Raw genomic sequence first — 25538 nt, 5'->3', positions numbered from 1 at the left:
CGTCGCTCAGTCCCCGTAAGTACCGGCCTCGCCGTGGTCGACCGCGGCGTCTGCGTCTTGTTCCCGGTTCGCGGCGGCGAGCACCGCGTCGAGGAGGCCGGGGAGGGTGGCGTCGAGGTCCTCGGTGCGGAGGCGGAGGTGGGTGTTGCCGTCGATGATCACCTTTTCGGTGACGCCTGCTTCGCGGAGGATTTTGAAGTGGTGGGCGGCGGTGGACTTGCTGATGTTTTCGTAGGTGAGGCTGCAGCGCATGGGTTCGCCGGCATTGGCGAGGCGGCGGACGACTTCCAGGCGGACGGGGTCTTGTAGCGCGCCGAGCACCGCGGGCAGCGGGGCCACCGCGGGCTTCGCGTCGGTGTCGGGCATGATTTACCTCACTCGGATGCCTAGTTTGATAATCATCGAACCTGACGTATGGTCGAGTTCGATATCAATCAAACTTACCTGATGGAGGCTTTGATGGCATCGGCAACCATGGTTGCGACTCGAGCCGAGCAGGGCAGCCAGACCTGGGCGTACGCGCTGGTGCTCGCGGCCAGCGGGGTGGCGCTGGGGGTGTCGGGGGCGCCCGCGCCGCTGTATGGGATCTATCAGCAGAGCTGGCACTTCTCGCCGCTCACAACGACTTTCGTGTTCGCGGCCTATGCGGTGGCGGCGCTGGGTGCGGTGCTGGTGGCCGGTCGCATCTCCGACGTGGTGGGCCGTAAGCCGGTGCTGCTGGGCGCTTTCGCGACCATGATCCTGGGTCTGGTCGTATTCCTGTTCGCCGACAACGTGGCCATGCTGCTGCTGGCCCGCGCGCTGCACGGCGCGGCGGTCGGCGCGACCGTGGTGGCGGGCGCGGCGGCGCTGCTGGATCTGCGGCCTCATGCGGGCGCGCGTTCGGGGCAGCTGTCCGGTGTCGCCTTCAATGTCGGCATGGCCGTGGCGATTTTGGGCTCGGCGCTGCTGGCGCAGTACGCGCCGCATCCGCTGCGCACGCCGTACGTGGTGATCACCGTGGTGTGCGTGCTCATCGCGGCCGGGGTGCTGCTGCTGCGGGAACCGCACGGGGCACGCCAGCGGCAGCGCATCACCATTGCGAAACCGGCTGTGCCGCAGGAGATCCGCGGTGACTTCTGGTTCTCGGCGCTGGGTGTGATGGCGGCGTGGTCGGTGCTGGGTGTGCTGCTGTCGCTGTATCCGTCGCTGGCCTCGGCCAAGACCGGCATCCACAATCTGGTGTTCGGCGGCGCGGTGGTGGCCTCGACCGCCACGGCGGGTGCGCTGGCGCAGGCGGTGGCGGGCGGGATTCCGGCCCGGCGCGCGGCCATCGTCGGTGATATCGGCATGGCGATCGCGCTGGTGCTGACCATTCCGGCGCTGAACACCCACAACTGGGTGCTGGTGCTGCTGGCCGGTGTCGCACTGGGCGGGACCTTCGGGCTCGGCTTCGGCGGATCGCTGCGGCACCTGTCCAATGTTGTGCCGCAACACAAGCGGGGCGAGACCATGTCGGCCTACTACCTGCTGGCCTACTCGGCGATGGCGATTCCGACCGTCGTGGCGGGCTGGGCGGCCACCACCTGGGGATTGAGCACCGTGTTCCCGTGGTTCGTGGTCGTGGTGGCGCTGGCCTGCCTGGGCGCGGCGGGAATCGGCCTGCGCCGCAAGGCCGAGACCGCTCCGGTTGCGGCCTGACCGCCTGGTTTCTACTGAATAGCCCGATTCGCGTCCGCCCGGTGACCCACTGTCATCGGGCGGACGCGGCATTTCAGGCGAAACGGATTGACAGGGCGCGTTTTTGGGGTGCGCGAAGTTGCGAACCGATCCCCGCATCCTCTGCGTGACCGGGCGCGGATCGCTATCCTTCGGCTATGCGGCGGTGGAGGTTCGGTGGGGTGGTGAGCCGGACGGTACATCGGTCGGGCCTGATGATGTCGGTGCTGGCGGCCGTGGTGGGTGGGCTCGCCATCGCGGGCCTCACCTGGTGGGCGCTGTGGCATTTCCTCGGGGCCAAGTCCGAGACTCCGAATCAGCTAGACCTGGGCCGGATCTCGCTCGCGGTGGCGGCCGGTGTCGGCGGCGCGGTCGCCCTGGTGGTGGCCTACCGGCGCCAGCGCGATACCGAGCGCGGCCGCTTCGCGGAGGTCTTCGGGGCCGCCGCCCGCCAGCTCGGGGATCCCGATGTGGCCGTGCGCATCGCCGGGGTCTACGCCATGGCCGGAGTGGCCGACGAGTTCTCCGCCCGCTGGCGTCGCCAGCAGTGCGTGGACGTGCTGTGCGGCTACCTGCGGCTGCCGTATCAACCGGAGGAGGGTGCCAGCCATCTGGTCTCCAAATCGCAGCGCATCGAGGACCACGGCACCGCGGTGGAGCGGGTGTTCACCTATCGCCAGAACGACCGGCAGGTGCGCGACACCATCGTGCGCGTGATCGCCCAGCACCTGCGGCCCTCCGCCGAAACCCAATGGTGCGACTGCGATTTCGATTTCACCGACGCGGTCTTCGAGGACGCCGACTTCCGGTACGCCGTGTTCGCGGGCCGCAATACCCGCTTCACCAACGCCATGTTCCTCAGCGGCCGCACGGTCAGCTTCGAGAAGGTGCGCTTCCTCGGCAAGCGGGTCACATTCCGCGGGGCCATCTTCCGCAGCACCGCCAGCTTCGACCGCGCCGTATTCGGCCACACCCAGGTGGGCCGGGCCGACCATGAGCAGACGGGCACGACCTTCACCGAGGCCACCTTCGGCGGCGGCGTCAGCTTCGAGGGCGCGCAATTCGGCGGCGCGCGTACCGCTTTCGTCCGCACCACCTTCGCGGGCGAGCGGGCGAGCTTTGCCAACGCGGTCTTCGCCGCCGAACTGACCTCCTTCGAACGGGCGGTCTTCGACGGGGAGCGAGCCACCTTCACCGGCGCCGAATTCCGCGGTGCGCGAGTCACCTTCGCCGATTCCCGCTTCTACACCGACTCCAGCTCCTTCGACTGCGCCCAGCTGGGCGCGCAGGTCCGCTGGCGCACCGGCCGCACCCAGGAGGTGTCCTTCGCCCGCGCCGAATACCACGGCAAGGTGTCCTTCGCCGACGCCGTCTTCTCCGGCCGCTCGGTGACCTTCGCCGGCGGAGACTTCTTCGGCGACATCTCCTTCCGCCGCGCCTCCTTCGACGCCCGCGCCGTCGCCTTCGACCGCCCCCGGGCCTGGGTCGGCGTCCACTTCGACTGGGACGCCAGCCCCAACACCAAACCCGCGAACATCACCCCCGCGCTCTGGCCCCCGGCGCTGGCCGAACCCGCCAAGGATTCGGCCGCCTGACACCGGCCGAATCCCTGACGCGGGTGCGCGACTAGGCCGGAACTTCGGGCTTCAGCAGGGCGAAGAGCGCGCCGAACGGGTCGGCGAGCACGGCGAAACGGCCCACGGTCGGAATGTCCATGGCGGGCACGATGATCGTGCCGGACGCGGCGGCGGCCGCCTCCACCCGCCCGTCGACGTCCTCGACGCCGAAATAGGGCAGCCAGTGTGGGTGCTCGCCCGGCTGCAGCGGGGCGATGCCGCCGAAGCTCGTGGCGTCCTGGTCGCCCTCTCCGGGGGACAGGATGGTGTACGGCATATCCGGCATGTCGGATTGTGCTGCGCGCCAATCGAACACCGTCGTGTAGAACGCCGCCGCGGCCGCGGGATCGGAGACGTGCAGTTCCACCCACACCAGCGCGCCCGCGGTGTTGGCGATCTCGAATCCGGCGAATTCGCCCGGCTGCCAGACCGCGAACTGCGCGCCCAGCGGCCCGGTCAGATTGGCCATGCGGCCCGCGCCGGGGATGTCGAAGGCCTCGGTGCGAATGGTGCCCCCGGCCTGTTCGGCGGCCTTGGCGGTGGCGTCGGCGTCGGGCGTCTGGAAGTAGACCGTCCAGGCCGAGCGCGCGCCTTCCTCGGTGAGCGGGCCGAGACCCGCGACGGTCTTGCCGTCGAGCTGGAACATGCCGTAACCGCCGGCATCGGGCCCGGCGGACTGGAACTGCCAGCCGAACACCGCGGCGTAGAAGGCGGCGGCCGCGCCGGGCTCGGGACTGCCGAGATCGAGCCAGCTGGGGGAACCGTTGACGAAATCGGTGGTGAGCACTGGAAATCCTTCGGTTCTAGGGGTTTGTCGCCGGGAATGCCCCGGCGGTGTCCAGCATTCCACCGCGCGTTCGGGCGGACGGCCGGATTGCCCGGTTGTCCTCGGGTGCGATAGCTTGCAATCGATCGAGGTCGGGGTTGAGGGGATTCAGCGCGTGTGGGTTGTGGTCGGGATGGCGGTCGTCCTGCTGTCCGCGGCGGCCGCGCTCGGCGTCAAGGCGATCGGTCAGCAGAATCGAGCGTTCGCCGATCCGACCGGTGCGGCACCGCGGGTCGGGGTGCGCAGGCAGGGCGTGATCTCGGCGCTGGCCGTCGTCGGCTGGATAATGGTTTTCGCCGCGCTGGGCTCGAATCTGCCGTTCGTGCACCATGACACGATCGCGGGCCGCGCCGTCGCCGCGCCGCCGGAACTGGTGCGGGCCGGTGACCTCGCGCCGACCGCCGTGAAACCGAAGGCCGATCCGATGGCGGCGCTGAAGCCCGGCGACTGCGCCGAGGTGCCGATCCAGTCGGCCCGGGATGCCTCGGGCGCCCCCACCTGGAAGGCCGGTACCCCCGAACCCTCTGATTGCAGATCGATCGACGCGAATTACCGTGTGCTGCAGAACGGTCCGGAGCCGTGTGCCGGTCCGCTCTACACCCTCGAATCGGCCCCGAAGGACAAGACCGGCAAGGTGCGATACCACCTGTGCCTGACCTTCGACTGGCGCGCGGGCGTCTGCTACGACACCACCAATATGGATGTGCCGTCCAAGGTGGATTGCGCCACGACCGGCGATCACATCGTGCAGGCGACCGCCGTCTTCGAGAATTCCACCTCGGGCGCGGGCTGTCCCCGCGACGGCCGCGGAGCCGTCTGGGTCGTCTGGAGCAAGCTCGAGCTGACCGTCTGCTTCCGCGGCGCCGACAATCCGGGCAAATGAGCTAGCTGCGGCCGACGGTGATGACGTCCGGAATCAGCCAGGACGGCAGCGGCCGCGCGATCTTGCGCTGGTCCACGATCTCGAAACCGGCGTTCCGCAACAGCTTCCGGGTCTCGGTCGGTGACGGCGCGTGGGCCGGGAACATGGGACTGCGGGTGAGCCGCTGAATCGGGCGCGAGGTCCGGCCGGAGGGGTGCATGGTCGCGATGGCCACCAGGCCGCCGGGGGACAGCACGCGATGGAATTCGCGCAGCGCGACCGGATGATCGAAGAAATGGAACGCACTGGTCGAGACCACGGCGTCCAGCTCACCGTCCGCGAACGGCAGATGCTCGGCAGCCGACTGCCGCCACTCCACGGCCTGGGAGCGGGCGCGCGCCTGGGCCAGCATGCCCGCGGAGGCGTCGACGCCATACACCGCGTCCGGCCGCAGTTCGCGCTGGATGCGGGAGGTGAGAATGCCGGTGCCGCAACCGATATCGGCGATCCGTCGAGAACCGGCGCGGCGGAGTTCGGAGATCACCTGGTCCTGCGGCGGCCGGTAGACGACGTGTTGCAGGGCGGCGGTGTCATAGGCGCGGGCGACGTTGCCGAAGAACTGCGTCACCACGTGGTTGAAGGCGCGATTGCCCGTGGTCAGCGATGTGCTCATAGATGCTCCTGTCCGATCTCCATCGAAGCAGATTTCCAACTGTCTGGGAAGGTTTGATGGAGTAGCGTCGGGCGCATGAGGATTCGTGGTGCCGTCCTGGAAACCATCGGCGCGCAGACGCCGTTCGCCGAGTCGAAGCCGATCGTCGTCTCCGAACTGGAACTGGGCGATCCGGGACCCGGTGAGTTGCTGGTCCGCATCGAGGCGGCGGGCCTGTGCCATTCGGACCTGTCGGTCGTCGACGGCAATCGTGTCCGCCCGGTCCCCATGCTGCTGGGCCACGAGGCCTCCGGCATCGTCGAGGCCCTCGGCCCCGGCGACACCGACATCCGGGTCGGCCAGCGCGTGGTCATGACCTTCCTGCCCCGCTGCGGCCAGTGCGCGGGTTGCGCCACCGACGGCCGCACCCCCTGCGAGCCGGGCAGCCTGGCCAACAACGCGGGCGAATTGCTCTCCGGCGGCAGGCGTCTGCTCCGCGACGGCGAGGAAGTCCACCATCACCTGGGTGTTTCGGGCTTCGCCACGCACGCCGTCGTGGACCGCCACTCGGTCGTCCCGGTCGACGACGACGTCCCGCCGGAAGTCGCGGCGGTCCTCGGCTGCGCGGTTCTGACCGGCGGTGGCGCGCTGCTCAACTCCGCCAAACCCGGACCCTCCGACCGCATCATGGTCGTGGGCCTGGGCGGCGTGGGTATGGCCGCCGTCCTGGTCGCCGCGGCCCTGCGGGCGGGCACCGCGCGCGAGGTGATCGCCGTCGACACCGTCCCCGAAAAGCTCAAGACCGCCATGGAATTGGGCGCGACCGCCGCCTACACGCCGCAGGAGATCGCCGCCGAGAACATCCAGGCCGAGGTGGTGATCGAGGCCGCGGGCAATATCCGCGCCTTCGAAACCGCCGTCGCCGCAACGGCTCCCGGCGGCACCACCGTCACCGTCGGCCTGCCCGCCCCCGACGCCCGCGCCAGCATCTCACCGCTCGGCCTGGTGGCCCAGGGCCGCTCGATCGTCGGCAGCTACCTGGGCTCGGCCGTCCCTTCCCGGGACATCCCCGAATTCGTCGCCATGTGGCGCGACGGGAAGCTCCCGGTGGAACGCCTCATCTCCGCCCATATCCAGCTGGAGGACATCAACGAGGCCATGGACGAACTGGCCTCCGGTCATGCCCTCCGCCAGGTGATCACCTTCGACTGACCGCTATTTGACCTCGATGTTCTCGAAGTCGAACAGCCCGGCCCAGGTGACCTGCGCCTTGACCCGGTCCGAGCGGGCCGAGGCGGCGTTGTATTCCAGCACCGGGATGTCGGCCATATCGGCGAGCAGCAGGGACTGGGCCTGGGCGAGCAGCGTCCAGGCCTGATCGGGTGCGGGGGCGGCCAACGCCGCCTTGAGCAGGCGGTCGAATTCCGGGTTGGCGTAATCGATGTCGTTGGTCTCCGAACCCGTCAGGTACTGCGAGGTCAGGAATTCGAACATCGACGGGTAGTCGCCCTGCCAGGCGTAGCGGAAGGCCTTGCCGACGGTGCGATGGGTGACCTCGTCACGCAGATTCTTGAAGGTCGGGTACGGGAAGGGCTCGGCGGAGATGCCGAGGGTGTTCTTCACGCTGTTGGCGATGGCCTCGATGACGGCCTGATGCCCGCCGTCGGAGTTGTAGGCGATCTGCAGTGCGCCCGCCCACGGGGAGATGGCGTCGGCCTGGGCCCACAGCTTCTTGGCCTCGTCGGGGTTGTAGGCCAGCCATTGCACGCCGGGCAGGTCACCGCGGAATCCGGGCAGGGTCGAGGCGGTGAAGTCGCGGGCGGGCAGGCGGGCGCCGTGGAAGATATTGGCGCAGATCTGTTCCCGGTTGATCGACATGGAGATGGCCTTGCGGCGCAGCACGCCCTCCGCGCCGCCGAAGTGCGGCAGATCCTTCGGGAATCCGATGTGCAGGTTCTGCGCGGTGGGGTGGTCGATGGCGCGGTCGCCGAGCTCCTTCTTGTAGAGGGCGAGCGAGCCGTCGGGAACGGTGTCGAGGGCGTCGAGATGACCGGCGAGCAGATCGGCGTAGGCGGTCTCGAAGGTCTGGTACATCATGAACCGCAGGCCCTTGTTCTTCGCGGGCCGCCCGCCGTGATAGCCGGGATTCGGCTTCACCTCGATCTTGACATTGTGTTCCCAGGCGGTCAGCTCGTAGGGGCCGTTGCCGACCGGATGTTCGCCGAACGCCTTGATGTCCTTGTAGGCCACCTCGGGTAGCGGATAGAACGGCGAGAAGCCAAGGGACAGTTCGAAATCCATCGACGGCTGGGTGAGATCGACGGTGAAGGTGCGGTCGTCGACGACCTTCAGCCCGCTCATGGTCTGCGCCTTCGGCGGATTCGCCGAGACGTCGTCGTAGCCGGCGATCGGGGAGAACACCCAGCTGCTCAGCTGCCCGTTGGTGCCCAGCGCCCCGTAGTTCCACGCGTCCACGAACGACTTCGCCGTCACCGCCGTGCCGTCGGTGAAGGTCCAGTCCGGCTTCAGCGTGATCTTGTAATGCTGGCGATCCGCCGACTCGATGGACTGCGCGAGCTCGTTGTACGCCTTGCCGTCGACGTCGTAGTACTTCAGCCCCGCGAACAGCCGGTCGACGACACGTCCACCCTGATTCTCATTGGTATTGCTCGGAACCAGCGGGTTCTGCGGTTCACCGGCATTCACGACGACGAAGTCGTCTCCTCCTCCGCCACCGGAGGAACAGCCCGCCAGCGCGGGTCCGGTGGCCAACAGGGCCGCAAAGCACAGTGCGGTGAGCGTCCGTCTCTTCATGATCTCTCCCGAATACGGCGTGTCGGCAGAGCGTAACGGGAAATTGTTCTCCCCCTGGGGGTTTGACATCAGAATTTAAAGATCAACTAGCGGATCCCCCGCACCGCCCGAATCTCAGCATGATGGTGGGTATGGACGAACGGGTGGGTATATGCGCACATTGCTGATTCTGATCGTGGTGCTGGGCATCGCGGCGGTGGTGGGGGACCGGGTCGCGGTGGTGATGGCGCAGAACGAGATCGCCCGTGAGATCGCGGCGCAGTACAAGCTGCCGCACCAGCCGCGGGTCGAGATTCGCGGATTCCCGTTCCTGACCCAGGCGATCGACGGAACCTACGACGACGTCCGAATCGACGTGGGCGACTGGAGCGAACAGAACATCACCGTCCACGACCTCGACGTCACTTTGAACGACGTCACCGCCCGCCTGGACGACCTGCTCAACAAGCGCACCACGAATCTCGTTGCAGGCACGGCGACCGCGACCGCGGTGGTCCCCTACGACGTCGTCCAGAAGTACGCGCCGGAGGGCATCGAATCGATTTCCGACAGCCCGGAAGGTTTGCGCGCCACCGGAACCTTCTCGGTCCAGGGCCTTCAAGTGCCCGCCACAGTCATCGTCACCGTCGCCCCCACCGACAACGGCATCGAGGTCACCCCGGTCTCGGTCCAGCCCGCATCAGGCGGCATCTCGATCCCCTTGGCCCTACTGAGCCCGACCCTCACCTTCACCGTGCCCCTGCAACAACTCCCCTTGGGGGCGAAGCTGACCGCCGTCACCCCCAAACCGGACGGCCTCCACGTAACCGCCGTAGCCCACACCGTCCGCTTCTCCGACCTTCCTGCGACTACTTGACCGTCAGTGTGACCGTCTTGGTCTGGGTCTTGGCGGGGAGCTTGGTGGTGTCGACCGCGAGGATCTCGCCGGTGTCCTGGACGCCGTTGGGGAGGATCTTGGCCTTCAGGCCGTAGGGCGGCTGGTCGCCGGTTAGGGCTTCGAGGCCGAAGTCGCTGTCGTTGGAGATGTAGAGGGTTTTGCCGCCGTCGGTGGTGGCGACGCCTTCGATCTTGTCGTGGCCGAAGAACTTTCCGTCGGGGTTGAGGCCGTCGAGGAGTGCGCCCAGGTCCAGGTTGGACTTCTTCTCGACCGGGGTGATGCCGGCCTTCTTCAGGGCGGCGATGCCGTCGGCGGTGGTGACGTTGCCGACGTAGACCTCGAGCGGCTTGCCGTCGATCAGGATGCCCTTCTCCGGGTCGTATTGCGCGCCAGAGATTTTGGCGTCGGGGCCGATGTCGATGGCGCCGGAGATGTCGACGGTCCAGATCTTCTTGTTGGCCTTGGGGGACTTGTTGCCGTCGCGCTCGTCGATCAGGAAGGTGGTGGGGGACAGGGCGGTGATCTCCGAAACGGCCAGCTTCTGCTTGGGATCCTCGAGCGGGAGCGCGAATTCCTTGACGGCCTTGGTCTTCAGATCCACCGTCACGATGCGGGTGACGGGGGTTTCCTTGGAGTTGGTGACGCCCGGCTCGCTGAGCGCGCTCTGGATCACGCCGACCAGGGTGTTGCCGTCGGGGGTGACGGTCAGGCCCTCCATGCCCTGGTTCGGGGTGCGGAACGAAAGTTCCTTGGGCAGACCGCGTCCCGGTGCGAGCCGCTCCAGCTCACTGCCCTTGGCGTCGAAATGCACCAGGAACGGGCCGTATTCGTCGGAGACCCAGAACGAGCCGTCGGGCAGCGCGACCAGGCCCTCGCTGTCGATGCCGTGATCGGTGGGCGGCAGCACGTTTCCGTTCAGGTCGCGCATGGTCTCACCGGTGGAGGCCGAGGTGTCGACGAGGCCGTTGAACGGCTGCCCGGCCGGATTCTTCAGCGGGATGGTCGATTCCACCACGGCCTTGTTGCCGACCAGCTTGAACTTGGCGATCTGCGGGGTGAAACCCGGGACGGGCGAGATCTTCTCGTTCTTGGCCTTGCCGTCCACGTTCGGGCCGCGGTCGGTGAGGCCGTAGAACTCGTCGTGCGAGCCGGGCACCGGCGTGAACGCGGAACCGTACGCGCTGGCCTGCACCGGCACGCCGCCGAAGTCGCCGAGCGGCGCGATATCGGTGGTGAACAAGCGCACCGCGTCGGTGGTGGTGACGGTGATGCTGTCCGACCCGGTGTACCCGGCGGCCGGGGTGTACACCAGCGCGCCGTCGGTGCGCCGGGTCAACGTGCCGTGCTGCGGGTCCGCGACCGCGACCGCGGCGTGGCCGCCGGTCTTGGCCAGCAGGTCGTCGAGGCTGATCACCAGCGGCTGTCCGGCGGTGGCGGTGAAGTCGGGGGAGTCGGAGCCGGACGAGCAGGCGGCGGTGACGGCGGCGGCGCAGACGGCCGCGGCGACGGCGGCGCGGCGGGTAACGGGACGAATTCTCACCGGCTTGTCCTATAGGCCGTATCCGACCGAATGTTGACCAGCACGTGAATACTGTCCGCCCGCGTTGTGAATCACACCGTGTCCGACCGTTCGTTCCGGCGTTTCGCCGACCCGATAGGCTCGACCCGTTCCTGATTGGCGAGTGAAGGAGACCAGGTGACCACGAACCGCATCCGCGTTGGCGTGCTCGGTGCGCACGGCAAGGTCGGACAGGCCATCTGCGCCGGTGTCGAGGCGGCCGCGGATCTGGAACTGGTGGCCCGGGTCGACAAGGGCGACTCGCTGGAGGCCTTCACCGCCGCCGGCGCCGAGGTGGTCGTCGACTTCACCCATCCCGACGTGGTGATGCCCAATCTGAAGTGGCTGGTGGAGAACGGCATTCACGCCGTGGTCGGCACCACCGGCTTCGACGCCGAGCGCCTCGACCAGGTCAAGGGCTGGCTGGCCGCCAAGCCCGAGGTCGGCGTGCTGATCGCCCCGAACTTCGCCATCGGCGCGGTGCTGTCCATGCGCTTCGCCGAGCAGGCCGCGCGCTTCTTCGACTCGGTCGAGGTCATCGAACTGCACCACCCGAACAAGGCCGACGCCCCCTCGGGCACCGCCTTCCGCACCGCCGGGCTCATCGCCGCCGCGCGGGAGAAGGCCGGGGTGGGCCGCAGCCCCGACGCCACCAGCCAGGAGCTGGAGGGCGCGCGCGGCGCGGATGTGGACGGCGTGCGCGTGCACTCGATCCGCCTGGCCGGTCTGGTCGCGCACCAGGAGGTGCTGTTCGGCACCCAGGGCGAGACCCTGACCATCCGCCACGATTCCCTGGATCGCACCTCGTTCGTGCCGGGCGTGCTGCTGGGCGTGCGCAAGACCCCGCTGCGCCCCGGGCTGACCGTGGGCATCGACCCGCTGCTCGACCTGTGAGCGCGCCAGCCGAGAACAATGCCCGCGAGGTCTACAAGCGGGTCGGTTTCATCGCCGCCCTGGTCCTGATCCTCTGCTTCTATTTCGCGTTGCTGGGCACCATCGGACTCGGCCTCATCGCCTCCGGCACACCCGCCGGAGCCGCCCTCGGCCTCGGCGTGCTCATCCTGCCGCTGCTGGGGGCCTGGGCGGTCGTGACCAGCGTCCGCGCGGCGTTCGCCCACCAGCACCTGGCCCGCCGCATGCACGAGGAGGGCGGTGAGCTGGACACCTCCGACCTGCCCCGCCGCGCCTCGGGTCGCATCGAAAAGGCTGCCGCCGACGCGCTTTTCGAGCAGGTGAAGCAGGAGTTCGAGGCCGACCCGGACAACTGGCGCAGCAACTACCGCGCCGCCCGCGCCTACGACTACGCGGGCGACCGCACCCGCGCCCGCGAAATGATGAAGCGCGCAGTGGAATTGGAGCGCCGCGAGCGCTCGGGCAAACAGTAACCCTGGTTTCGCTACAAACCTGCCGGTAACTCTTAGCGGGAGTAAAGTCCGCCCGGTGAAGTTCATGGTGGGTTACGCGCTGGCGATCGCCTGCGCGACAATGGGGTCACCCGCGGCGGGATCGACTGTGGCACGGGCGGAGTCCCCGATTTCGCGCGCCGAGGCCGGGCCGTCCTGCGTGGAATTCGAGAACGACTACAAGCTGGAATGGCAGGCCAGCTGGGCGGTCTATCAGGCCGAGCAGCAGAATCCGGTCGATGCGCGCGCGGTGACCGAGGTGGATCTGCCGATCACCATCGACGCCCCGATCGACAAGGTGTGGTCGGTGTACACCGACGTCCGCAACGGCATCGGACGACACTCGTTCCTCAAGGACGTCATCGTGCATCGCCTCTGTGACGCGGACGGGGTGCAGATCACCGATTTCACCGCGCTGGAAGACATTCCGATGGGATCGGCGACCTTCCCCGGCCACACCCAGGCCGAGACGCGGCTGCATCCGGGTCAGTACTACTACGAGACCGACAGCTGGGACGTCCCGAATGTCACTACCCACCAGCTGATCACGTTCACCGACAATGGCGATGGCACCACCACGGTCAACGAGCATCTGACCTTCCTCGCCGATCAGCCGCTGATCGATTTCACCGTCACCAATGGCGTCGCCGCGCACCGCGCGTCGCAGGCGGCGGTCAAGGAAGACATCGAAAACGGCACGCTCTGAGGCGATTACGACCGGAACAACGAAAAGCGGCCCGGAACCTGGTGGTTCCGGGCCGCTTTCGTGATGCACCGAGGATCAGGGTGCGGGATGCACGCTCTTCCAGTGCTCGGCGATGTCGATGCGCCGCGCCAGCCACACCTTGTCGTGCGACTGCACGTAGTCCACGAAGCGCTCCAGGGACTTGAAGCGGGCGGGCTTGCCGATGATGCGGTTGTGCAGGCCGATCGACAGCATCTTCGGCGCACCCGCGGCACCCTCGGCGTAGAGCACGTCGAAGGCGTCCTTCAGGTACGAGAAGAACTCCTCGCCATTGGCGAACCCGGCGGGGGAGGCGAACCGCATATCGTTGGTCTCCAACGTGTACGGCAGCACCAGCTGGTCCTTGTCACCGACCTTCACCCAGTAGGGCAGGTCGTCGCCGTAGGAGTCCGAGTCGTACACGAAGCCGCCGTGCTCCACGACCAGGTCGCGGGTGTTGGGCGAATCGCGGCCGGTGTACCAGCCCTTGGGCGCCTCACCGAAGAGCTTGGTGATGATGCGCACGGCCTCTTCCATGTGCGCTCGCTCGGTCTCCTTGTCCACCAGCTGATAGGTGAACCAGCGCAGCCCGTGCGAGCAGATGTCGTAGCCCAGCCGCTTGAACGCCGCCACAGCCTCCGGGTTGCGTTCCAGCGCCCGCGCCACACCGAAGATGGTGAGCGGGATATCGCGCTGCTCGAACAGCCGCAGGATCCGCCAGAGTCCGGCCCGCGAGCCGTACTCGTACATGGTCTCGACACTCTGGTGCCGGTTCGGGAAGGCCGCGCCCGGAACGATATCCGGGGTCAGGAACGCCTCGGAGCCCTCGTCGCCGTCGAGCGGGTTGTTCTCGCCGCCCTCTTCGTAGTTGAGCACGAAGTTGATGGCGATGTTCGCATCACCGGGCCAGTGGGGATGCGGCGGGTTGGGGCCGTACCCAACCATGTCCCGCGGGTAGTTCAGGTCGAAATCGCTCATGCCAGTTCATTTTCCAGCTCGTTGCGCAGCTGCGCCCGGGCTTCGTCGGTCAGGGTGCCGAACAGCCGCAGCCGCGCCATGCCGCCATCGGGGTAGGCGTCGAAGCGCACCCGCACGACCGCCTCGGCGGCATCGATGAGGAAGCGGTGGCGGGTGTCGGGCTGCAGGCGGGTGCGCGGCAGCAACTCCACCTCGGAGCCGTCGGCGCGGATACCGGTCAGCGCGCCCGCACCCGGGGCGTTGAACAGGAAGTACGAGGTGTCGATCTCCGCGGCGGTGACGACGCCCTCGGCGGCCAGCTGCACCAGCACCCAGTCGTTCACGGACTTGTCGCGACCGCGCGCGGTCTCCCAGCCGTCGCCCATGCTGGCGGCGCGGCCCGGCATCAGGATGTTCTGCGGGTGCGAGAAGAAGATGTTCGAGCAGTCGGCGACCAGGCCGCCGTTCTCGATCGCGGCCAGATCGAACGGGCCCGACTCCAGCCAGGCCAGATCCGGCTTGGCGATGCCGTGCACGCGCAGCCGGGCGACGCCGCCGTCGGGGAACATGCGCAGCCGCACGTGGGTCCAGCGCTTGGGCGAGTCCACCGCGAACGGGTTCTTGGAATCGCCGTTGACCTTGGCGCGCTCGACGATGGTGGTCCAGCCCTCGGCGGCGACCAGTTCCTCGGTCGACGGATGGCCTTCCACCGCAATGGCTTCCACCGAGACCTCGGGCGGGTAGTTGCCCTTGAACCAGGCGGTGTCCACGACCACGCCCTTGATCACACCGGGCACGCCCAGGCGGATGATGGCCGAATCGTGGTCGTCGCCGGCGGGGTGATCGCCGTTCTCACCGCGGCGACGGCGGGTCTCCCAGCCGTCGTACACCTGGCCCTTGTGGCCGAAGGTGGCGGGGGAGTAGGTCGCCGCCTGCGGGCGGATCAGGTTCTCCCGCTCGGCGAAGGACTCGTCGTTGGCCCACAGCACGGCGCCACCCAGGGTGCGCACGGCCAGGTCCGGAAGCAGCGTGAAGTCGTCGCTCATAGCGCCGGAATCTTCCTTTCTCGCAGTTGATGCAGTACGTCGACAGAGGCTTTGGGGGCGATGGCGGTGACATCGGCGGGATCGAACGCGCCGCACTCCAGGCCGCGCAGCACCACGGTCGCGAGCGCCTGCGCGGTGGCGGGTTCGTCCATGACCGCGCCGCCCTGGCGATCCAGGTAGCGGCCGATGCGCGGGGCGGCCACGCCCAGGCCCTCGCGGAAGAAGGCGAAGGTGGCCAGCCAGCGGGTGACCAGGTGGCCCGCGCCCATGTCCCAGCCCTGGTAGTAGCCGCGCTCGAGCGAGCGGGTGACCAGGCGGAAGTGCCGCGAAACCGCCGCGCGCACTTCGGCTTCGGTGCCGATGGGCAGCACCTGGGTGGAGCCGTCGCACACCCACACGCCGGTGGTGGCGGCCGCGGCCTGCATGACGGCCTTGGCGTGGTCGGCGACCGGGTGCTCCAGCGACTGGAACTTCGGGGCGATGCCCAGTGCGGCGCTGTAATCGTAAGTGCCGTAGTGCAATCCGGTGGCGCGCCCGGCCGAACGCTGGATCAGCTGCGACACCGGGGAGCTGCCGTCGGCGGCGATGATGGCCTGCGGGGATTCGATCTGCAGCTCGAACTTCAGCGATCCGGCGGGCAGCCCGTGCGCGGATTCCAGTGCCTCGCACAGGTTCACGGTCAGATCGGCCTGCTCGACGTGGCGGATCTTGGGCACGGTGAACACGAAGCCCTCGGGCACGCCGCCCGCGCCCTCGAGGACCTTCTCCAGGGTGCGGATGGCGCGCGCCCACTCCAGGGTGGTCAGGCCCTTGGTGCGGATGCCGCGCGAACGGACCTCGGCCGGAAGGGCTTTGAGCACCGCACCGGCGTTGAGGGCGGCGGCGTCCTCGACCTCGTCGCCGCGGGTGCCGTAGCCGTCCTCGAAGTCGAAGCGCAGGTCCTGGATGGGGCGCTCGCGCAGGGTCTCGAAGACCCGGTTCACGGTCTCCTCACCGGCGAGTTCCACCAGCAGCTCACGCTGATTCTCGGCGAGTTCCAGTGCGGCCGAACCCCATTCGCGCGGGGTGTCGACGGAGGCGTCCGCGCCGGATACGTACGCGGTGTGAATCGGCTGGCCGGGACGGTCACCCGGGTAGAGCCGCGACAGCTCCGAATCCACAGCCTGCAAACGGGATTCGATCCCGTTCAATGTCTCCGGTGCCAGCGTCACGCCTGGCCCTCCTGTTCCTCGATGCCGAAATCGGCGAGCAATCCCACGTACTTCTTCGGTAGTGGGGCCGCGAATTCCCCGCGGCCGGACTTACGCAACTTCATGGTGACCAGCGACTGCACGGTCAGCGTGGCGGCGGCGACGCCGTCCACCACGGGTACCCCGACCTCCTCGGTCAGGAATTCACACAGATCCGCCATCCCGGCGCAGCCGAGCACGACGGCGTCGGAATCGTCGGCGGCCACGGCCTCGCGGCAGGCGTCGGCGATGGTCTGGCGCGCCTTGGGATCCTCGAGCTCGAGCACCGGGATCTCGCAGGCGTGGACGTTCGCGCAGAAGCGTTCCATCCCATAGCGTTCCGCCAGCTCCCAGGCGCGGCCCGCGGTGCGGCCGAGCGTGGTCACGACGCTGAACCGGCGGCCCAGGTGGCTGGCGTACTGCATGGCCGCCTCGGCGATGCCGATGACCGGGCCGCGCGCCAGTTCCCGCGCGGCGTCCAGGCCGGGATCGCCGAAGCAGGCGATCACGTAGCCGTCGACGCCCTCGGCCTCGCCGCGGGCGATCTCGGCCAGCAGGCCGGGCACCGACAGCGCCTCGTCGTAGTGGCTCTCGATGGAGGCCGGGCCCATCGTGGGGTTGACGGCGTCGATCACCGTGCCGGGGGCCGCGACCAGACGCGCGCTCTCCCCGATCAGTGCCGTCATCGCGGCGGTGGTGTTGGGATTGATGACCCGGATCCGCATGAGACCACGCTATCGAACAGAAATAGTTCCGGGGTTGCTGGAACCGTATATGTTCGAAAGCCCCTGGCTCAGCGGTTATATATCTTCTTCACCTGCGGGTTCGGCGAACAAACCGGTATCGGTGGGTAGGTGTTCCAGAACACCGTTGAGCCGTGCGTGATGCCCCTCGCTGGCCGCCAGCAAACCTTCAGCATCCCTCGCGAGGAAGGCCTGCAGCTGCTTGCTGTGGTCGGCGTGCAGCACCACGCGGTCCATGGTCGTCACATGCACCATGGGCTGCACCGGCTCGGTGATGTTCCACGCGTACTCGAGCATGTGCACCACGCGCGGCATGCCCGACGGGCGCACCAGGGCGAGATGGAAATTGCGGGTCTCGCGGTGGTAGGCCACCGCGTTCTCGGTCAGCACCGCCTGCTCGAGACGGGCGTGGATCTCGCGCAGCAGCTGGTGATCGGCCTCGGTGGCATTGTGCACGGCCGCGGCCATGGCCACCGACTCCAGCCGCTCGCGCACGACGTACAGCTCGCGCAGCTCGTCGGCGGTCAGCATGGTGACCTGGTAGCCGAAGTTGGGCCGATGCTCGACCAGGCCCTCGCCGATCAGCGTCTGCAGCGACTCGCGCACCGGAATCGCGCTCACCGTGAACGCGCGCGCGATCTCACCCAGCGGCAGACCGGTGCCCGGGGGCAGGTTCCCCTCCAGGATCATCCGGCGCAATTCACCGAGAATCTCCTGCTGGGAGTAGCCGCGGCGGGCATCCAGGGGCGGGTTGAGCTGGGGCAGGCGAGGTAGACGCGGGCGAGATGGCACGGACCCAACCCTAGCCCGTCGCCCGAGCGGGACGTGACGCGCGACTGGTTACGACCGATTGTGTGGCCTATTACGAAGGTCGTGTGGGTCAAATCTCGTCGGCGTCGTAACCGAGGGCCTTGAGCGAAAGACGATGCAGCGTCTCGCGTTCCGCCGGCGTGAGGCGAGCGAGCAGGTTATCGGTGGCGGCGAAGATCTTGGCGTCGGTCTCCTCGCGCAGGCGATTGCCCGCCGCGGTGATAGCCAGACGGTATTTCCGGCGGTCCTCGGGATCGCGGGTGCGGGTGACCAGACCCGCCTTCTCCAGGCTGTCGATGAGCCGGACCACCTCGCTGCGATCGATGTCCATGGCATTGGCCATGTCCTGCTGGGAGACCTCGCTGGTCTCGGCGAGGTAGGTCAGCACCCAGTGCTCGCGCAGGGGGGTTTCCATCTTCGCGTGCACGGCCTTGTGCAGCTTGCCGAGCGCGTAGGTGGGGTGTCGCAGCAGGCCGGCGGGGTGGAAGTCGCCCGTCGTGCACGGTTCGTCGGTCACCCGCTGATTATATCTATTGTTGAGTAGCTCAATCATTGATACTGTCTGCAATTGAGTTGCTCATCAACTATCGAAGGAGAGTCCGGTGACGCAAATGCGTTCGGACACACAGGTATCCGGCAGCGGGGGAGTGCCCGCCGCGCCCGCTGCTTCCGAGAAAATTCCCGCGCATGTCTGGCGCACCGCCGGAGTGGTGGTGTTCGGCGCGGTCATGGGGATGCTCGACACCTCGCTGGTGAATATCGGGCTGCGCACGATCGGCGCGGATCTGGGCGCGTCACTGGCGACGATCCAGTGGGTGGCCAGCGCTTATCTGCTGGCGCTCGGGGTTTCGCTGACCGTGTGCGGGTGGCTCGCGCGGCGGGTCGGCGTGACGCGGCTGTGGTTGGGAGCGCTGGTCGCGTTCACGCTGACCTCGGTGGCGTGTGCGTTCGCGCCGACCGCGGGCTGGCTGATCGCGATGCGCATCCTGCAAGGGCTCGCGGCCGGACTCATGATTCCGGCCGGGCAGACCATTCTGGGTCAGGCGGCCGGGCCGCAGCGCATGGGTCGCGTCATGGGCGTGGTCGGCATCGCGGTGGTCGGCGCGCCCGCGATCGGGCCGACCATCGGCGGGCTGATGCTGGCGCACTGGAGCTGGGAGTGGTTGTTCCTCATCAATATTCCGTTCGGACTGATGGGATTGGCGCTGGGGCTGCGGTATCTGCCGCGGACCAGCGGCACGCCGATGGAGCGGTTGGATGTGCTCGGCGTGGTGCTCGCCGGTGGCGGTGTGTCCGCGGTGGTTTACGGGTTGTCGGAGATCGGGACGACCGGGTCGGTGACCTCGCCGTCGGTGTGGCTGCCGGTGGTGCTGGGGCTGACCGCGCTGGCCGGATTCCTCACCCGCACACTGCGATCCGAGCGATCGGTGCTGGATGTGCGGCTGTTCGGCAACCCCAGCTTCCGGGCCGCGAACATCGCCGGGTTCTTCTCCGGCGGGGCCATGTTCGGAGTGATGGTGTTGCTGCCCTTGTACTTTCAGGTCCTGCACGGCACCGGGCTCATCCGTACCGGCGTCGACCTGCTCCTCTACGGGCTGGGCGGGATCGTGATGCTCCCGCTGGGCGGCCGCCTCACCGACCGGTTCGGCGGCGGACGGGTCGCGGTGATCGGCAATCTCGCCGTCGCGGCCGCGGTCCTGCCGTTCGCCTTCCTGGCCGCCGACGCCAACGGCCTGCTGATCCAGCTGCTGCTGTTCGTGGCGGGTATGGCGACGGGTGTGGCCGCGATGCCGCTGGCCTCGGCCGCCTACGCCTCGGTCCGCCGTGACCAGCTGCCCGACGCCACCGCCCTGGTGAACATCATGCAGCGCATCGGCGGCGCGGTCGGTGTCGCGCTGGTGGCCGTAATCCTCTCCCGCGCAACGGCATCCGACTGGTCCCTGACCTCCGGCTACCAGCTGGCCTTCGCGGCCCTGGCCGCCCTCTCGCTGGCGGGCTCGCTCGCCTCGACGGTCCTGCGCCGCCATCAGAGCCGCGCCACACTGGAAGGGTGACCGACACCGATTCCCTCGCCTCCCGCAGGACCCGCGTCGAGCGGTTCCTGCGGGATCGCGGCGCGGACACCATCGACCACCCCGGCGGCACCCTGCTCGCCCACCTCCGCCGAGTGGCCGACGTGTTGGCCGCCTGGGGCCACGACGAGGATCTCCAACTGGCCGGTCTGGCCCACGCCGTCTACGGCACCGACGGCTTCGACCGTTATCTCGTCGAACTATCCGACCGCCCAACGGTTATCGATCTACTCGGCCCGCGCGCCGAGTCGCTGATCTACTTCTACGCCTCCTGCGATCGAACGGCCCTCTACCCCCGAATCGACGCCACCCCACTCGTTTTCCGGGACCGTTTCACCGGCGACGAGTTCGAACCCGACGACTCCGACTTCCGTGCCTTCCTGGAACTCACGGCCGCGAACGAACTCGATGTCATGGCCCAGAACTCCGACCTGGCTACCCAACACGGCGCACCCCTCTACGGCTTGTTCACCCGGGTTCGCCCCCACCTGACCCCCGCCGCCTGGTCCGCCTGCCACTCCCAGCTCTCCTCGATACCCCACCCCACGCCATGAACACCCACCCCACTCTGTTCCGCCTGTCGTGGATCACCTTGTCCGCCATAGGCGCGGCCACCCTCGCCTTCGGCCTCATAACCCTGATCGCGCCCCCGTCAGGCGATCGAGGCCTCTGGCGAGCCGACTCCCTCGCCACCATCGGCACCGGCCTGTTCGGCCTCCTGATCAGCCTCTTCGCCTTCCGTGCCCGGCAACCCTGGGCGTGGTGGGCCCTCTGGTTCTACCCCGCGTTCTGGCTCACCCACTTTCTGGCCAACCTGCCCCCGGCCAAGGACCATATTCACCAGATCCTGTTCCTTGTGCTCTCCCTCGCGGCGCTATGCGTCAGCATCCCACAAACCGACCGCTATCCACGTTTGTGACCACGCTCACAATCGGGTTGTCCGCACTGGTGGGAGTGGGTGCCGACGGGCCCGTGCGGGAGCGCCGCTGTTTGCGAATCGTGAGCATGGGTACCGATTTATTCCATGCGAGATTCGTTGGAATCGGACAGGGCCGAATTTCCTTTGCGGAGGTCGGTCGCCGCTAGTGCGATGGGCAATGCCACCGAGTGGTTCGACTACGGCGTATACGCCGCCACGGCCGGATACCTCACATCTGCCTTTTTCCCGGGTGAGTTGGGCACCCTCGGCACCATGCTGGGCTTTGCGGTTTCGTTCGTGTTGCGTCCGCTGGGTGGGATGGTGTGGGGACCGCTGGGTGACCGGATCGGGCGAAAGGCGGTGCTGGCGACCACGATTCTGTTGATGTCGGCCGCTACCGGGGCGATCGGGATTCTGCCGACGCATGCCACCGCCGGAGTGTTGGCGCCGGTGCTACTCATTCTGCTGCGGGTTGTGCAGGGGTTCTCTACAGGTGGTGAATATGGCGGTGCGGCAACTTATCTCGCGGAATGCGCGGGCGATCGCAAGCGCGGTTTTCTGGGTAGTTTCCTAGAATTCGGCACGCTGGCAGGGTTTGTCGGCGGATCGGCCGTGGTGCTGGCTTGCCAGGTAATTCTCGGGTCGGAAGCCATGTACGACTGGGGCTGGCGAATTCCGTTCCTGCTGGCCGTGCCGCTTGGGCTGACCGGGTGGTATCTGCGCGCCAAGCTGGACGAGTCGCCGGTGTTCACCGAACTGTCCGAGCAGGGTGATCGCGATACTCCGCCGGCGGGGTTGCGCGAGGTGCTCACCACCTATCGGCGTGAGGTGCTCACGCTGGTCGGACTGGTGGTGGCGCTCAACGTGGTGAACTACACGCTGCTCACCTATCAACCCACCTACCTGCAGCGCACCCTGCACGTCGGCGAATCCACCACCACCGCAATGATGTTGATCGGCCAGGTGGTGATGATGGTGTCGCTGCCGTTCTTCGGGCGGCTCTCCGATCGGGTCGGGCGGCGGCCGATGTGGCTGGTCTCGCTGATCGGGCTGGCTGCGCTCGCGATACCCATGTACTGGCTGATGGGGCGCGGCATCGTGTGGGCCGTCATCGGATTCATCGTGCTGGGTCTGCTGTACGTGCCGCAGCTGTCGACCATCAGCGCGACCTTCCCGGCAATCTTCCCGACCCATGTGCGCTACGCGGGATTCGCGTTGGGCTACAACGTATCCACCGCCCTGTTCGGCGGCACCGCCCCGCTGGTCAACGAGGCGGTGATCGAGCGGACGGGCTGGTCGCTGTTCCCGGCGGCCTATATGGTGGCGGCCTCCATGATCGGGCTGATCGCCTGCGCGTTCCTGCGGGAGACGGCGGGAACTTCGTTGCACGGCTGCGAGATTCCCGAGGCCGAGCCCGTTCCCGTTGCGGCACAGCGCTGACTATTTGCGGCAGAGCGCTGACTATTTGCGGGGCCCGACCTCCCGGAACGCGACGACGGCGACCACCGCGAGGAGCACGAAAGCCACTGCGCTGATGGCCGATACGGTGTGCAGGCCGACGGTGAAGGCCGCGTCCGCGGCGGACCGCACACCGTCGGCCAGCACGGACGGCAGGCCGGGCGTCACGGCGGCGGCACCCGTGACGCTGTCGCCCGCGTGGGCGGCGGCTTCCGGTGGCAGGCCGTCCGGTAACTGAATCTCGTTGCGGTACACGGCCGCACCGATACTGCCGAGCACCGCGACCCCGGCGGCGACGCCGAACTGGCCGCCGGATTCCATCGTCCCCGAGGCCGCACCCGCTCGCTCGGGCGGCGCGGCTCCGAGCACCAGGTCGTAGCCGAGGGCCAGGCCGGGGCCGATGCCCGCCATGGCGACGGCGAAACCGGTTACCAGTAAAGGCAATCCGCCGTCAGCCGTGACCAGTGTGAGGGTGGCGTAACCGACGGCCGAGACCACCATCCCGGTGGCGATGATGTAGGCGGGTCGGAATCGCTGTGCCAGGACCGGTGATGCGCCGATGGTCACGAGCATGGCGAGCGCGGGCGGGACCAGCCAGAGTCCGGCGCGCAGGGTGGACAGGCCCAGCACCGACTGCAGGAACAGGTTGATCATCAGGATCGCCCCGCCCTGCATCATGCCGGTGACCAGGCTGGACCCGAACGCGCCGCGAAAGATCCGATTGCCGAACAGGCTCACGTCTATCAGCGGATCGGGCAGACGGCGCTGGCGGCGCACGAACGCGAATCCGGCGACAGCCCCGACCACGAGCGCCACCCACGCGCCAGGGTTACGTCCGTCGCGCGCCAATTCGGTGATTCCGTAGACGGCGGGCAGCACGGCGGCCAACGAGAGGACGACACTGATCGGGTCCGGCCGCCCCGCGTCACGAGTTCTGCTCTCCGGCAAGAGAATCGGCCCCGCGATCAGCAGCATCACCATGACCGGCACGGCCAGCAGGAACACCGATCCCCACCAGAAGTGCGCGAGCAGCAGCCCACCCGCGATCGGCCCGAGAATGGCTCCGCCCATGAAGCAGCCGGTGAACGCCGCTACCGCACCCGCCCGCTGGGCCGGGTCCGGGAACATGGCGGTGACCAGCGCCAGCCCCGACGGCGCCAGCGTCGCCCCGGCGATGCCCAGCAGGGCGCGCGCGAGGATCAGCATGGCCGGATTCACCGCGAACGCGGCCAGCACCGAACTCCCCGCGAACGCCGCCGCGCCCGCCAGCAGCAGCCTGCGATGCCCGATCCGATCCCCGAGTGTTCCCATGGTGACCAGGAATCCGGCGATCATGAAGCCGTAGATGTCCAGGATCCACAGCTGTTCGGCGCTGGTGGGCGACAGGTCCGTCGCGAGTTTCGGCAGCGCCAGGTTCAGGACGCTGAAGTCGATCGAGATGACCAGCACGGGCAGCGCGAGCGCGGCCAGTCCCAGCCATGCGCGCCGCCCGGCTTTCTCGGCCCTCGGTTGAATGTCGGTGATATCCACGGGAGTCCCTTTCGTCGGTCACCGAAGCGACGAACGAAGGGACCTCGAATGGACAGCGGCCGGGTCAGCGTCCGAAAATCCGCCGCCACCAGGGGCGTTCGGCGGGCTCAGGATCGGAAGGTGGCGGCGGGACCGGCTTGCGGGCGGCTCGGGCGGCCTCCCGTTCCGCGCGCCAGTTCTCGACGACCTCGTCCACTTTCAGCGGACCGATAGGGACGTACGGCCCCGAAGGCATACGCAGCCATTGCACGATGCGGTCGTTCAGGTCGGTAACCGCGGCGCGAACTTCCCTCTCCGACACCATGTCTCGCACGGTCTCGGGCATACGTTCGCGTTCTCGCCGCAGCACGATGGATTCGGGCAACAGAGCGTCGGCGCTCGCGCCCTCGCGTTTCAAATAGCCGCGCAGCCAGGAGTCCTCATCGGCCGCGCCGGGCGGAATGGGTTGCCCCGCACCCTTCAGGTTGTCGAATTCGCCGCGCTCGGTGGCTTCACGAACCTGTTTGTCGATCCACGATTCGTAGGTCATTCCGGGCGGTTTGCGCTCGGTCATGACTCCGAGTCTACCGGCGCGTCAGCGCGCCTCTTCGCGCTCGCGGGCCGCTGCGGTCTCGCGCGGGTTGTCGATGGTGAGCGGATCTTCTCCGAGCTCGGTGTGGGATTCCTCTGTGTAGAAGTGGACTTCGTGGCCGTCGGGATCGTGCAGGTGGGGCAGGATCCAGCCGAGCGAGGCCCGGTGCACGCCGGCGTGGGATTCACCCAGGCCGGTGAGGTGCGCTGCGAGCGCCTCCAGGGCCGCGCGGTCCGGCACGCCGATCGAGAAGAAGTCGAATCCTGCTGTGGCCGCGGCCCTTTCAGGATCCAGGCGCAGCCCGAGCATGGGGCCGCCGTTCGAATGATGCAGGGCGACACCCCTCAGGACGCCCTGCTCGGTGAATTCGACCCCGACCGTGTACTCGAGCCGCGTGCGGTACCAGTCGCTGGAGCGGGTCAGATCGGAAACGGGAAGCTTGAGGTGATGTACCCCGGACAGAGTGGGGATCATTGCTGGTATCCTCTGCAGTACCGATGTAATAGTGCAGCATCACTGTAGTGATGCAGTAAGGATGCAGCGAATGAGCCGCGGTGTCAAGAAGTCATCGCCCCTATGGGACGCCCGCAAGGCCGAGACCGAGCGGAAGATCCTCGACGCCGCGACCCGCCTGTTCCTGTCCGACGGCTACGCCGCCACCTCCCTCGCCGCCGTCGCCGAGGCCGCCGAGGTCGGGTCCCGCACCGTCTACCTCCGCTTCGGCACCAAGGCCGAACTGCTCAAACGCGCCATCGACGTCGCGATCGTCGGCGACACCCAAGACATCGACCTGGCCCACCGCGACTGGCATGTCCGCGCCGCCACCGCCCCCACCCTCGAGGAACGGATCACCGCCTACGCCCGAGGCGCAAGCCAACTGATGGCCCGCGCCGCCCCGCTGATCGCCGTCGCGGCGGCAGCCGAGCCCAGCGAGCCCCTCATCGCCGAAGCAGCCCAGGCAGGCCGCGCCGCCACCCAGCAGCACATCGCCGACATCTGGCGAAAAATGCGCGCCGACAACCTACTTCACCCCGAAGCCGACCTCGACTGGATCATCACCACGGTCGGCCCCCTGGGCCAAGCCGACACCTACAACCTAGGCGTCCGCACCCTCAACTGGACCCCCACCCCCTACGAATCCTGGCTCCACACCACCTGGCTCCGCCTAGCCAC

General features: G+C 67.9%; 27 protein-coding genes. 13 read left to right on the top strand and 14 right to left on the bottom strand.

What is annotated here, in order from left to right:
- Positions 1 to 6: 6 nt before the first annotated feature.
- Positions 7 to 366 carry an ArsR/SmtB family transcription factor gene (locus tag ACAM49_RS16180; RefSeq protein ID WP_369636328.1) on the bottom strand — a complete coding sequence of 120 codons (360 nt, stop codon included), beginning with the start codon at positions 364 to 366 and terminating at the stop codon, positions 7 to 9.
- Between the two features lie 108 nt (positions 367 to 474).
- On the opposite strand from ACAM49_RS16180, the gene ACAM49_RS16175 reads away from it, so the two are divergent.
- Both ACAM49_RS16175 and ACAM49_RS16170 read left to right on the top strand, forming a co-directional pair.
- Positions 475 to 1680 (top strand): MFS transporter, encoded by a 1206-nt coding sequence (locus ACAM49_RS16175; RefSeq protein WP_369636327.1) that lies wholly within the window; start codon positions 475 to 477, stop codon positions 1678 to 1680.
- Between the two features lie 203 nt (positions 1681 to 1883).
- Positions 1884 to 3293: a pentapeptide repeat-containing protein gene (locus ACAM49_RS16170; RefSeq protein ID WP_369636326.1), complete on the top strand. Its 1410-nt coding sequence runs from the start codon at positions 1884 to 1886 to the stop codon at positions 3291 to 3293.
- Positions 3294 to 3324: 31 nt separating this feature from the next.
- Here the strand turns inward: ACAM49_RS16170 and ACAM49_RS16165 are convergent, their stop codons facing one another.
- Positions 3325 to 4101 carry a VOC family protein gene (locus ACAM49_RS16165; RefSeq protein WP_369636325.1) on the bottom strand — a complete coding sequence of 259 codons (777 nt, stop codon included), beginning with the start codon at positions 4099 to 4101 and terminating at the stop codon, positions 3325 to 3327.
- A gap of 154 nt (positions 4102 to 4255) precedes the next feature.
- Here ACAM49_RS16165 and ACAM49_RS16160 point away from each other — a divergent pair, with 154 nt between their 5' ends.
- Positions 4256 to 5023: a hypothetical protein gene (locus tag ACAM49_RS16160; protein ID WP_369636324.1), complete on the top strand. Its 768-nt coding sequence runs from the start codon at positions 4256 to 4258 to the stop codon at positions 5021 to 5023.
- A gap of 1 nt (position 5024) precedes the next feature.
- On the opposite strand, the gene ACAM49_RS16155 is transcribed toward ACAM49_RS16160, so the two are convergent.
- The gene (locus ACAM49_RS16155) at positions 5025 to 5675 is read right to left on the bottom strand and encodes a class I SAM-dependent methyltransferase (protein ID WP_369636323.1); all 651 of its coding nucleotides are present in this window, start codon (positions 5673 to 5675) and stop codon (positions 5025 to 5027) included.
- Positions 5676 to 5750: 75 nt separating this feature from the next.
- Here ACAM49_RS16155 and ACAM49_RS16150 point away from each other — a divergent pair, with 75 nt between their 5' ends.
- The gene (locus ACAM49_RS16150) at positions 5751 to 6866 is read left to right on the top strand and encodes an alcohol dehydrogenase catalytic domain-containing protein (RefSeq protein WP_369636322.1); all 1116 of its coding nucleotides are present in this window, start codon (positions 5751 to 5753) and stop codon (positions 6864 to 6866) included.
- 3 nt (positions 6867 to 6869) lie between these two features.
- On the opposite strand, the gene ACAM49_RS16145 is transcribed toward ACAM49_RS16150, so the two are convergent.
- Positions 6870 to 8468 carry an ABC transporter substrate-binding protein gene (locus ACAM49_RS16145; RefSeq protein ID WP_369636321.1) on the bottom strand — a complete coding sequence of 533 codons (1599 nt, stop codon included), beginning with the start codon at positions 8466 to 8468 and terminating at the stop codon, positions 6870 to 6872.
- 151 nt (positions 8469 to 8619) lie between these two features.
- Here ACAM49_RS16145 and ACAM49_RS16140 point away from each other — a divergent pair, with 151 nt between their 5' ends.
- Positions 8620 to 9324, top strand: coding sequence for a DUF2993 domain-containing protein (locus ACAM49_RS16140; RefSeq protein ID WP_369636320.1), 705 nt, complete (start codon positions 8620 to 8622; stop codon positions 9322 to 9324).
- On the opposite strand, the gene ACAM49_RS16135 is transcribed toward ACAM49_RS16140, so the two are convergent.
- Positions 9317 to 10885: an esterase-like activity of phytase family protein gene (locus ACAM49_RS16135; protein WP_369636319.1), complete on the bottom strand. Its 1569-nt coding sequence runs from the start codon at positions 10883 to 10885 to the stop codon at positions 9317 to 9319. The genes ACAM49_RS16140 and ACAM49_RS16135 overlap by 8 nt on opposite strands.
- Before the next feature lie 171 nt (positions 10886 to 11056).
- On the opposite strand from ACAM49_RS16135, the gene dapB reads away from it, so the two are divergent.
- Genes dapB through ACAM49_RS16120 form a run of 3 tightly spaced genes read left to right on the top strand, consistent with a single transcriptional unit; the run spans position 11057 to position 13012 of the window.
- Positions 11057 to 11797, top strand: coding sequence for a 4-hydroxy-tetrahydrodipicolinate reductase (gene dapB / locus ACAM49_RS16130; protein ID WP_369636343.1), 741 nt, complete (start codon positions 11057 to 11059; stop codon positions 11795 to 11797).
- The gene (locus ACAM49_RS16125) at positions 11794 to 12288 is read left to right on the top strand and encodes a hypothetical protein (RefSeq protein WP_369636318.1); all 495 of its coding nucleotides are present in this window, start codon (positions 11794 to 11796) and stop codon (positions 12286 to 12288) included. The genes dapB and ACAM49_RS16125 overlap by 4 nt, the downstream gene beginning before the upstream one ends.
- 55 nt (positions 12289 to 12343) lie before the next feature.
- Positions 12344 to 13012 carry an SRPBCC family protein gene (locus ACAM49_RS16120; RefSeq protein WP_369636317.1) on the top strand — a complete coding sequence of 223 codons (669 nt, stop codon included), beginning with the start codon at positions 12344 to 12346 and terminating at the stop codon, positions 13010 to 13012.
- Positions 13013 to 13087: 75 nt separating this feature from the next.
- On the opposite strand, the gene puuE is transcribed toward ACAM49_RS16120, so the two are convergent.
- The 6 genes from puuE to ACAM49_RS16090 form a co-directional block, all read right to left on the bottom strand.
- Entirely contained in the window at positions 13088 to 14008 is a 921-nt protein-coding gene (gene puuE, locus ACAM49_RS16115) for an allantoinase PuuE (protein WP_369636316.1), read from the bottom strand.
- On the bottom strand, positions 14005 to 15033 hold the full coding sequence (alc, locus tag ACAM49_RS16110) for an allantoicase (protein ID WP_369636315.1): 1029 nt from the start codon (positions 15031 to 15033) through the stop codon (positions 14005 to 14007). The genes puuE and alc overlap by 4 nt, the downstream gene beginning before the upstream one ends.
- Positions 15030 to 16244: an aldolase gene (locus ACAM49_RS16105; RefSeq protein WP_369636314.1), complete on the bottom strand. Its 1215-nt coding sequence runs from the start codon at positions 16242 to 16244 to the stop codon at positions 15030 to 15032. Before ACAM49_RS16105 ends, alc begins: the two co-directional genes overlap by 4 nt.
- Positions 16241 to 16987, bottom strand: a complete 747-nt coding sequence (locus tag ACAM49_RS16100) for an aspartate/glutamate racemase family protein (protein WP_369636313.1) — start codon at positions 16985 to 16987, stop codon at positions 16241 to 16243. Before ACAM49_RS16100 ends, ACAM49_RS16105 begins: the two co-directional genes overlap by 4 nt.
- Before the next feature lie 75 nt (positions 16988 to 17062).
- The gene (locus ACAM49_RS16095; RefSeq protein ID WP_245568701.1) at positions 17063 to 17770 is read right to left on the bottom strand and encodes a GntR family transcriptional regulator; all 708 of its coding nucleotides are present in this window, start codon (positions 17768 to 17770) and stop codon (positions 17063 to 17065) included.
- A gap of 115 nt (positions 17771 to 17885) precedes the next feature.
- Positions 17886 to 18332 (bottom strand): MarR family winged helix-turn-helix transcriptional regulator, encoded by a 447-nt coding sequence (locus ACAM49_RS16090; protein ID WP_369636312.1) that lies wholly within the window; start codon positions 18330 to 18332, stop codon positions 17886 to 17888.
- A 94-nt stretch (positions 18333 to 18426) separates the two neighbouring features.
- Here ACAM49_RS16090 and ACAM49_RS16085 point away from each other — a divergent pair, with 94 nt between their 5' ends.
- The 4 genes from ACAM49_RS16085 to ACAM49_RS16070 all read left to right on the top strand — a co-directional run bounded on the left by ACAM49_RS16085 (position 18427) and on the right by ACAM49_RS16070 (position 22246).
- Positions 18427 to 19869 (top strand): DHA2 family efflux MFS transporter permease subunit, encoded by a 1443-nt coding sequence (locus tag ACAM49_RS16085; protein WP_369636342.1) that lies wholly within the window; start codon positions 18427 to 18429, stop codon positions 19867 to 19869.
- On the top strand, positions 19866 to 20441 hold the full coding sequence (locus ACAM49_RS16080) for a DUF6817 domain-containing protein (RefSeq protein WP_369636311.1): 576 nt from the start codon (positions 19866 to 19868) through the stop codon (positions 20439 to 20441). Before ACAM49_RS16085 ends, ACAM49_RS16080 begins: the two co-directional genes overlap by 4 nt.
- Entirely contained in the window at positions 20438 to 20806 is a 369-nt protein-coding gene (locus tag ACAM49_RS16075) for a hypothetical protein (RefSeq protein ID WP_369636310.1), read from the top strand. Before ACAM49_RS16080 ends, ACAM49_RS16075 begins: the two co-directional genes overlap by 4 nt.
- Positions 20807 to 20911: 105 nt before the next feature.
- The gene (locus ACAM49_RS16070; protein WP_369636309.1) at positions 20912 to 22246 is read left to right on the top strand and encodes an MFS transporter; all 1335 of its coding nucleotides are present in this window, start codon (positions 20912 to 20914) and stop codon (positions 22244 to 22246) included.
- 21 nt (positions 22247 to 22267) lie between these two features.
- Here the strand turns inward: ACAM49_RS16070 and ACAM49_RS16065 are convergent, their stop codons facing one another.
- The 3 genes from ACAM49_RS16065 to ACAM49_RS16055 all read right to left on the bottom strand — a co-directional run bounded on the left by ACAM49_RS16065 (position 22268) and on the right by ACAM49_RS16055 (position 24839).
- Complete coding sequence (locus ACAM49_RS16065) at positions 22268 to 23794, bottom strand: MFS transporter (RefSeq protein ID WP_369636308.1); 1527 nt, start codon at positions 23792 to 23794, stop codon at positions 22268 to 22270.
- A 64-nt stretch (positions 23795 to 23858) separates the two neighbouring features.
- Complete coding sequence (locus ACAM49_RS16060) at positions 23859 to 24347, bottom strand: DUF1992 domain-containing protein (protein WP_369636307.1); 489 nt, start codon at positions 24345 to 24347, stop codon at positions 23859 to 23861.
- A 21-nt stretch (positions 24348 to 24368) separates the two neighbouring features.
- Complete coding sequence (locus ACAM49_RS16055) at positions 24369 to 24839, bottom strand: VOC family protein (RefSeq protein ID WP_369636306.1); 471 nt, start codon at positions 24837 to 24839, stop codon at positions 24369 to 24371.
- Between the two features lie 70 nt (positions 24840 to 24909).
- Between ACAM49_RS16055 and ACAM49_RS16050 the strand changes: the two genes are divergently transcribed.
- A partial coding sequence (locus ACAM49_RS16050) for a TetR/AcrR family transcriptional regulator (protein WP_369636305.1) occupies positions 24910 to 25538 on the top strand: 629 nt, incomplete at its 3' end.

The organism is Nocardia sp. JMUB6875, assembly GCF_041154655.1.
Classification (GTDB): Bacteria; Actinomycetota; Actinomycetes; order Mycobacteriales; family Mycobacteriaceae; genus Nocardia.
The sequence above is the reverse complement of the archived record's forward strand: the minus strand, read 5'-3'. Positions and strand labels throughout refer to the sequence as shown.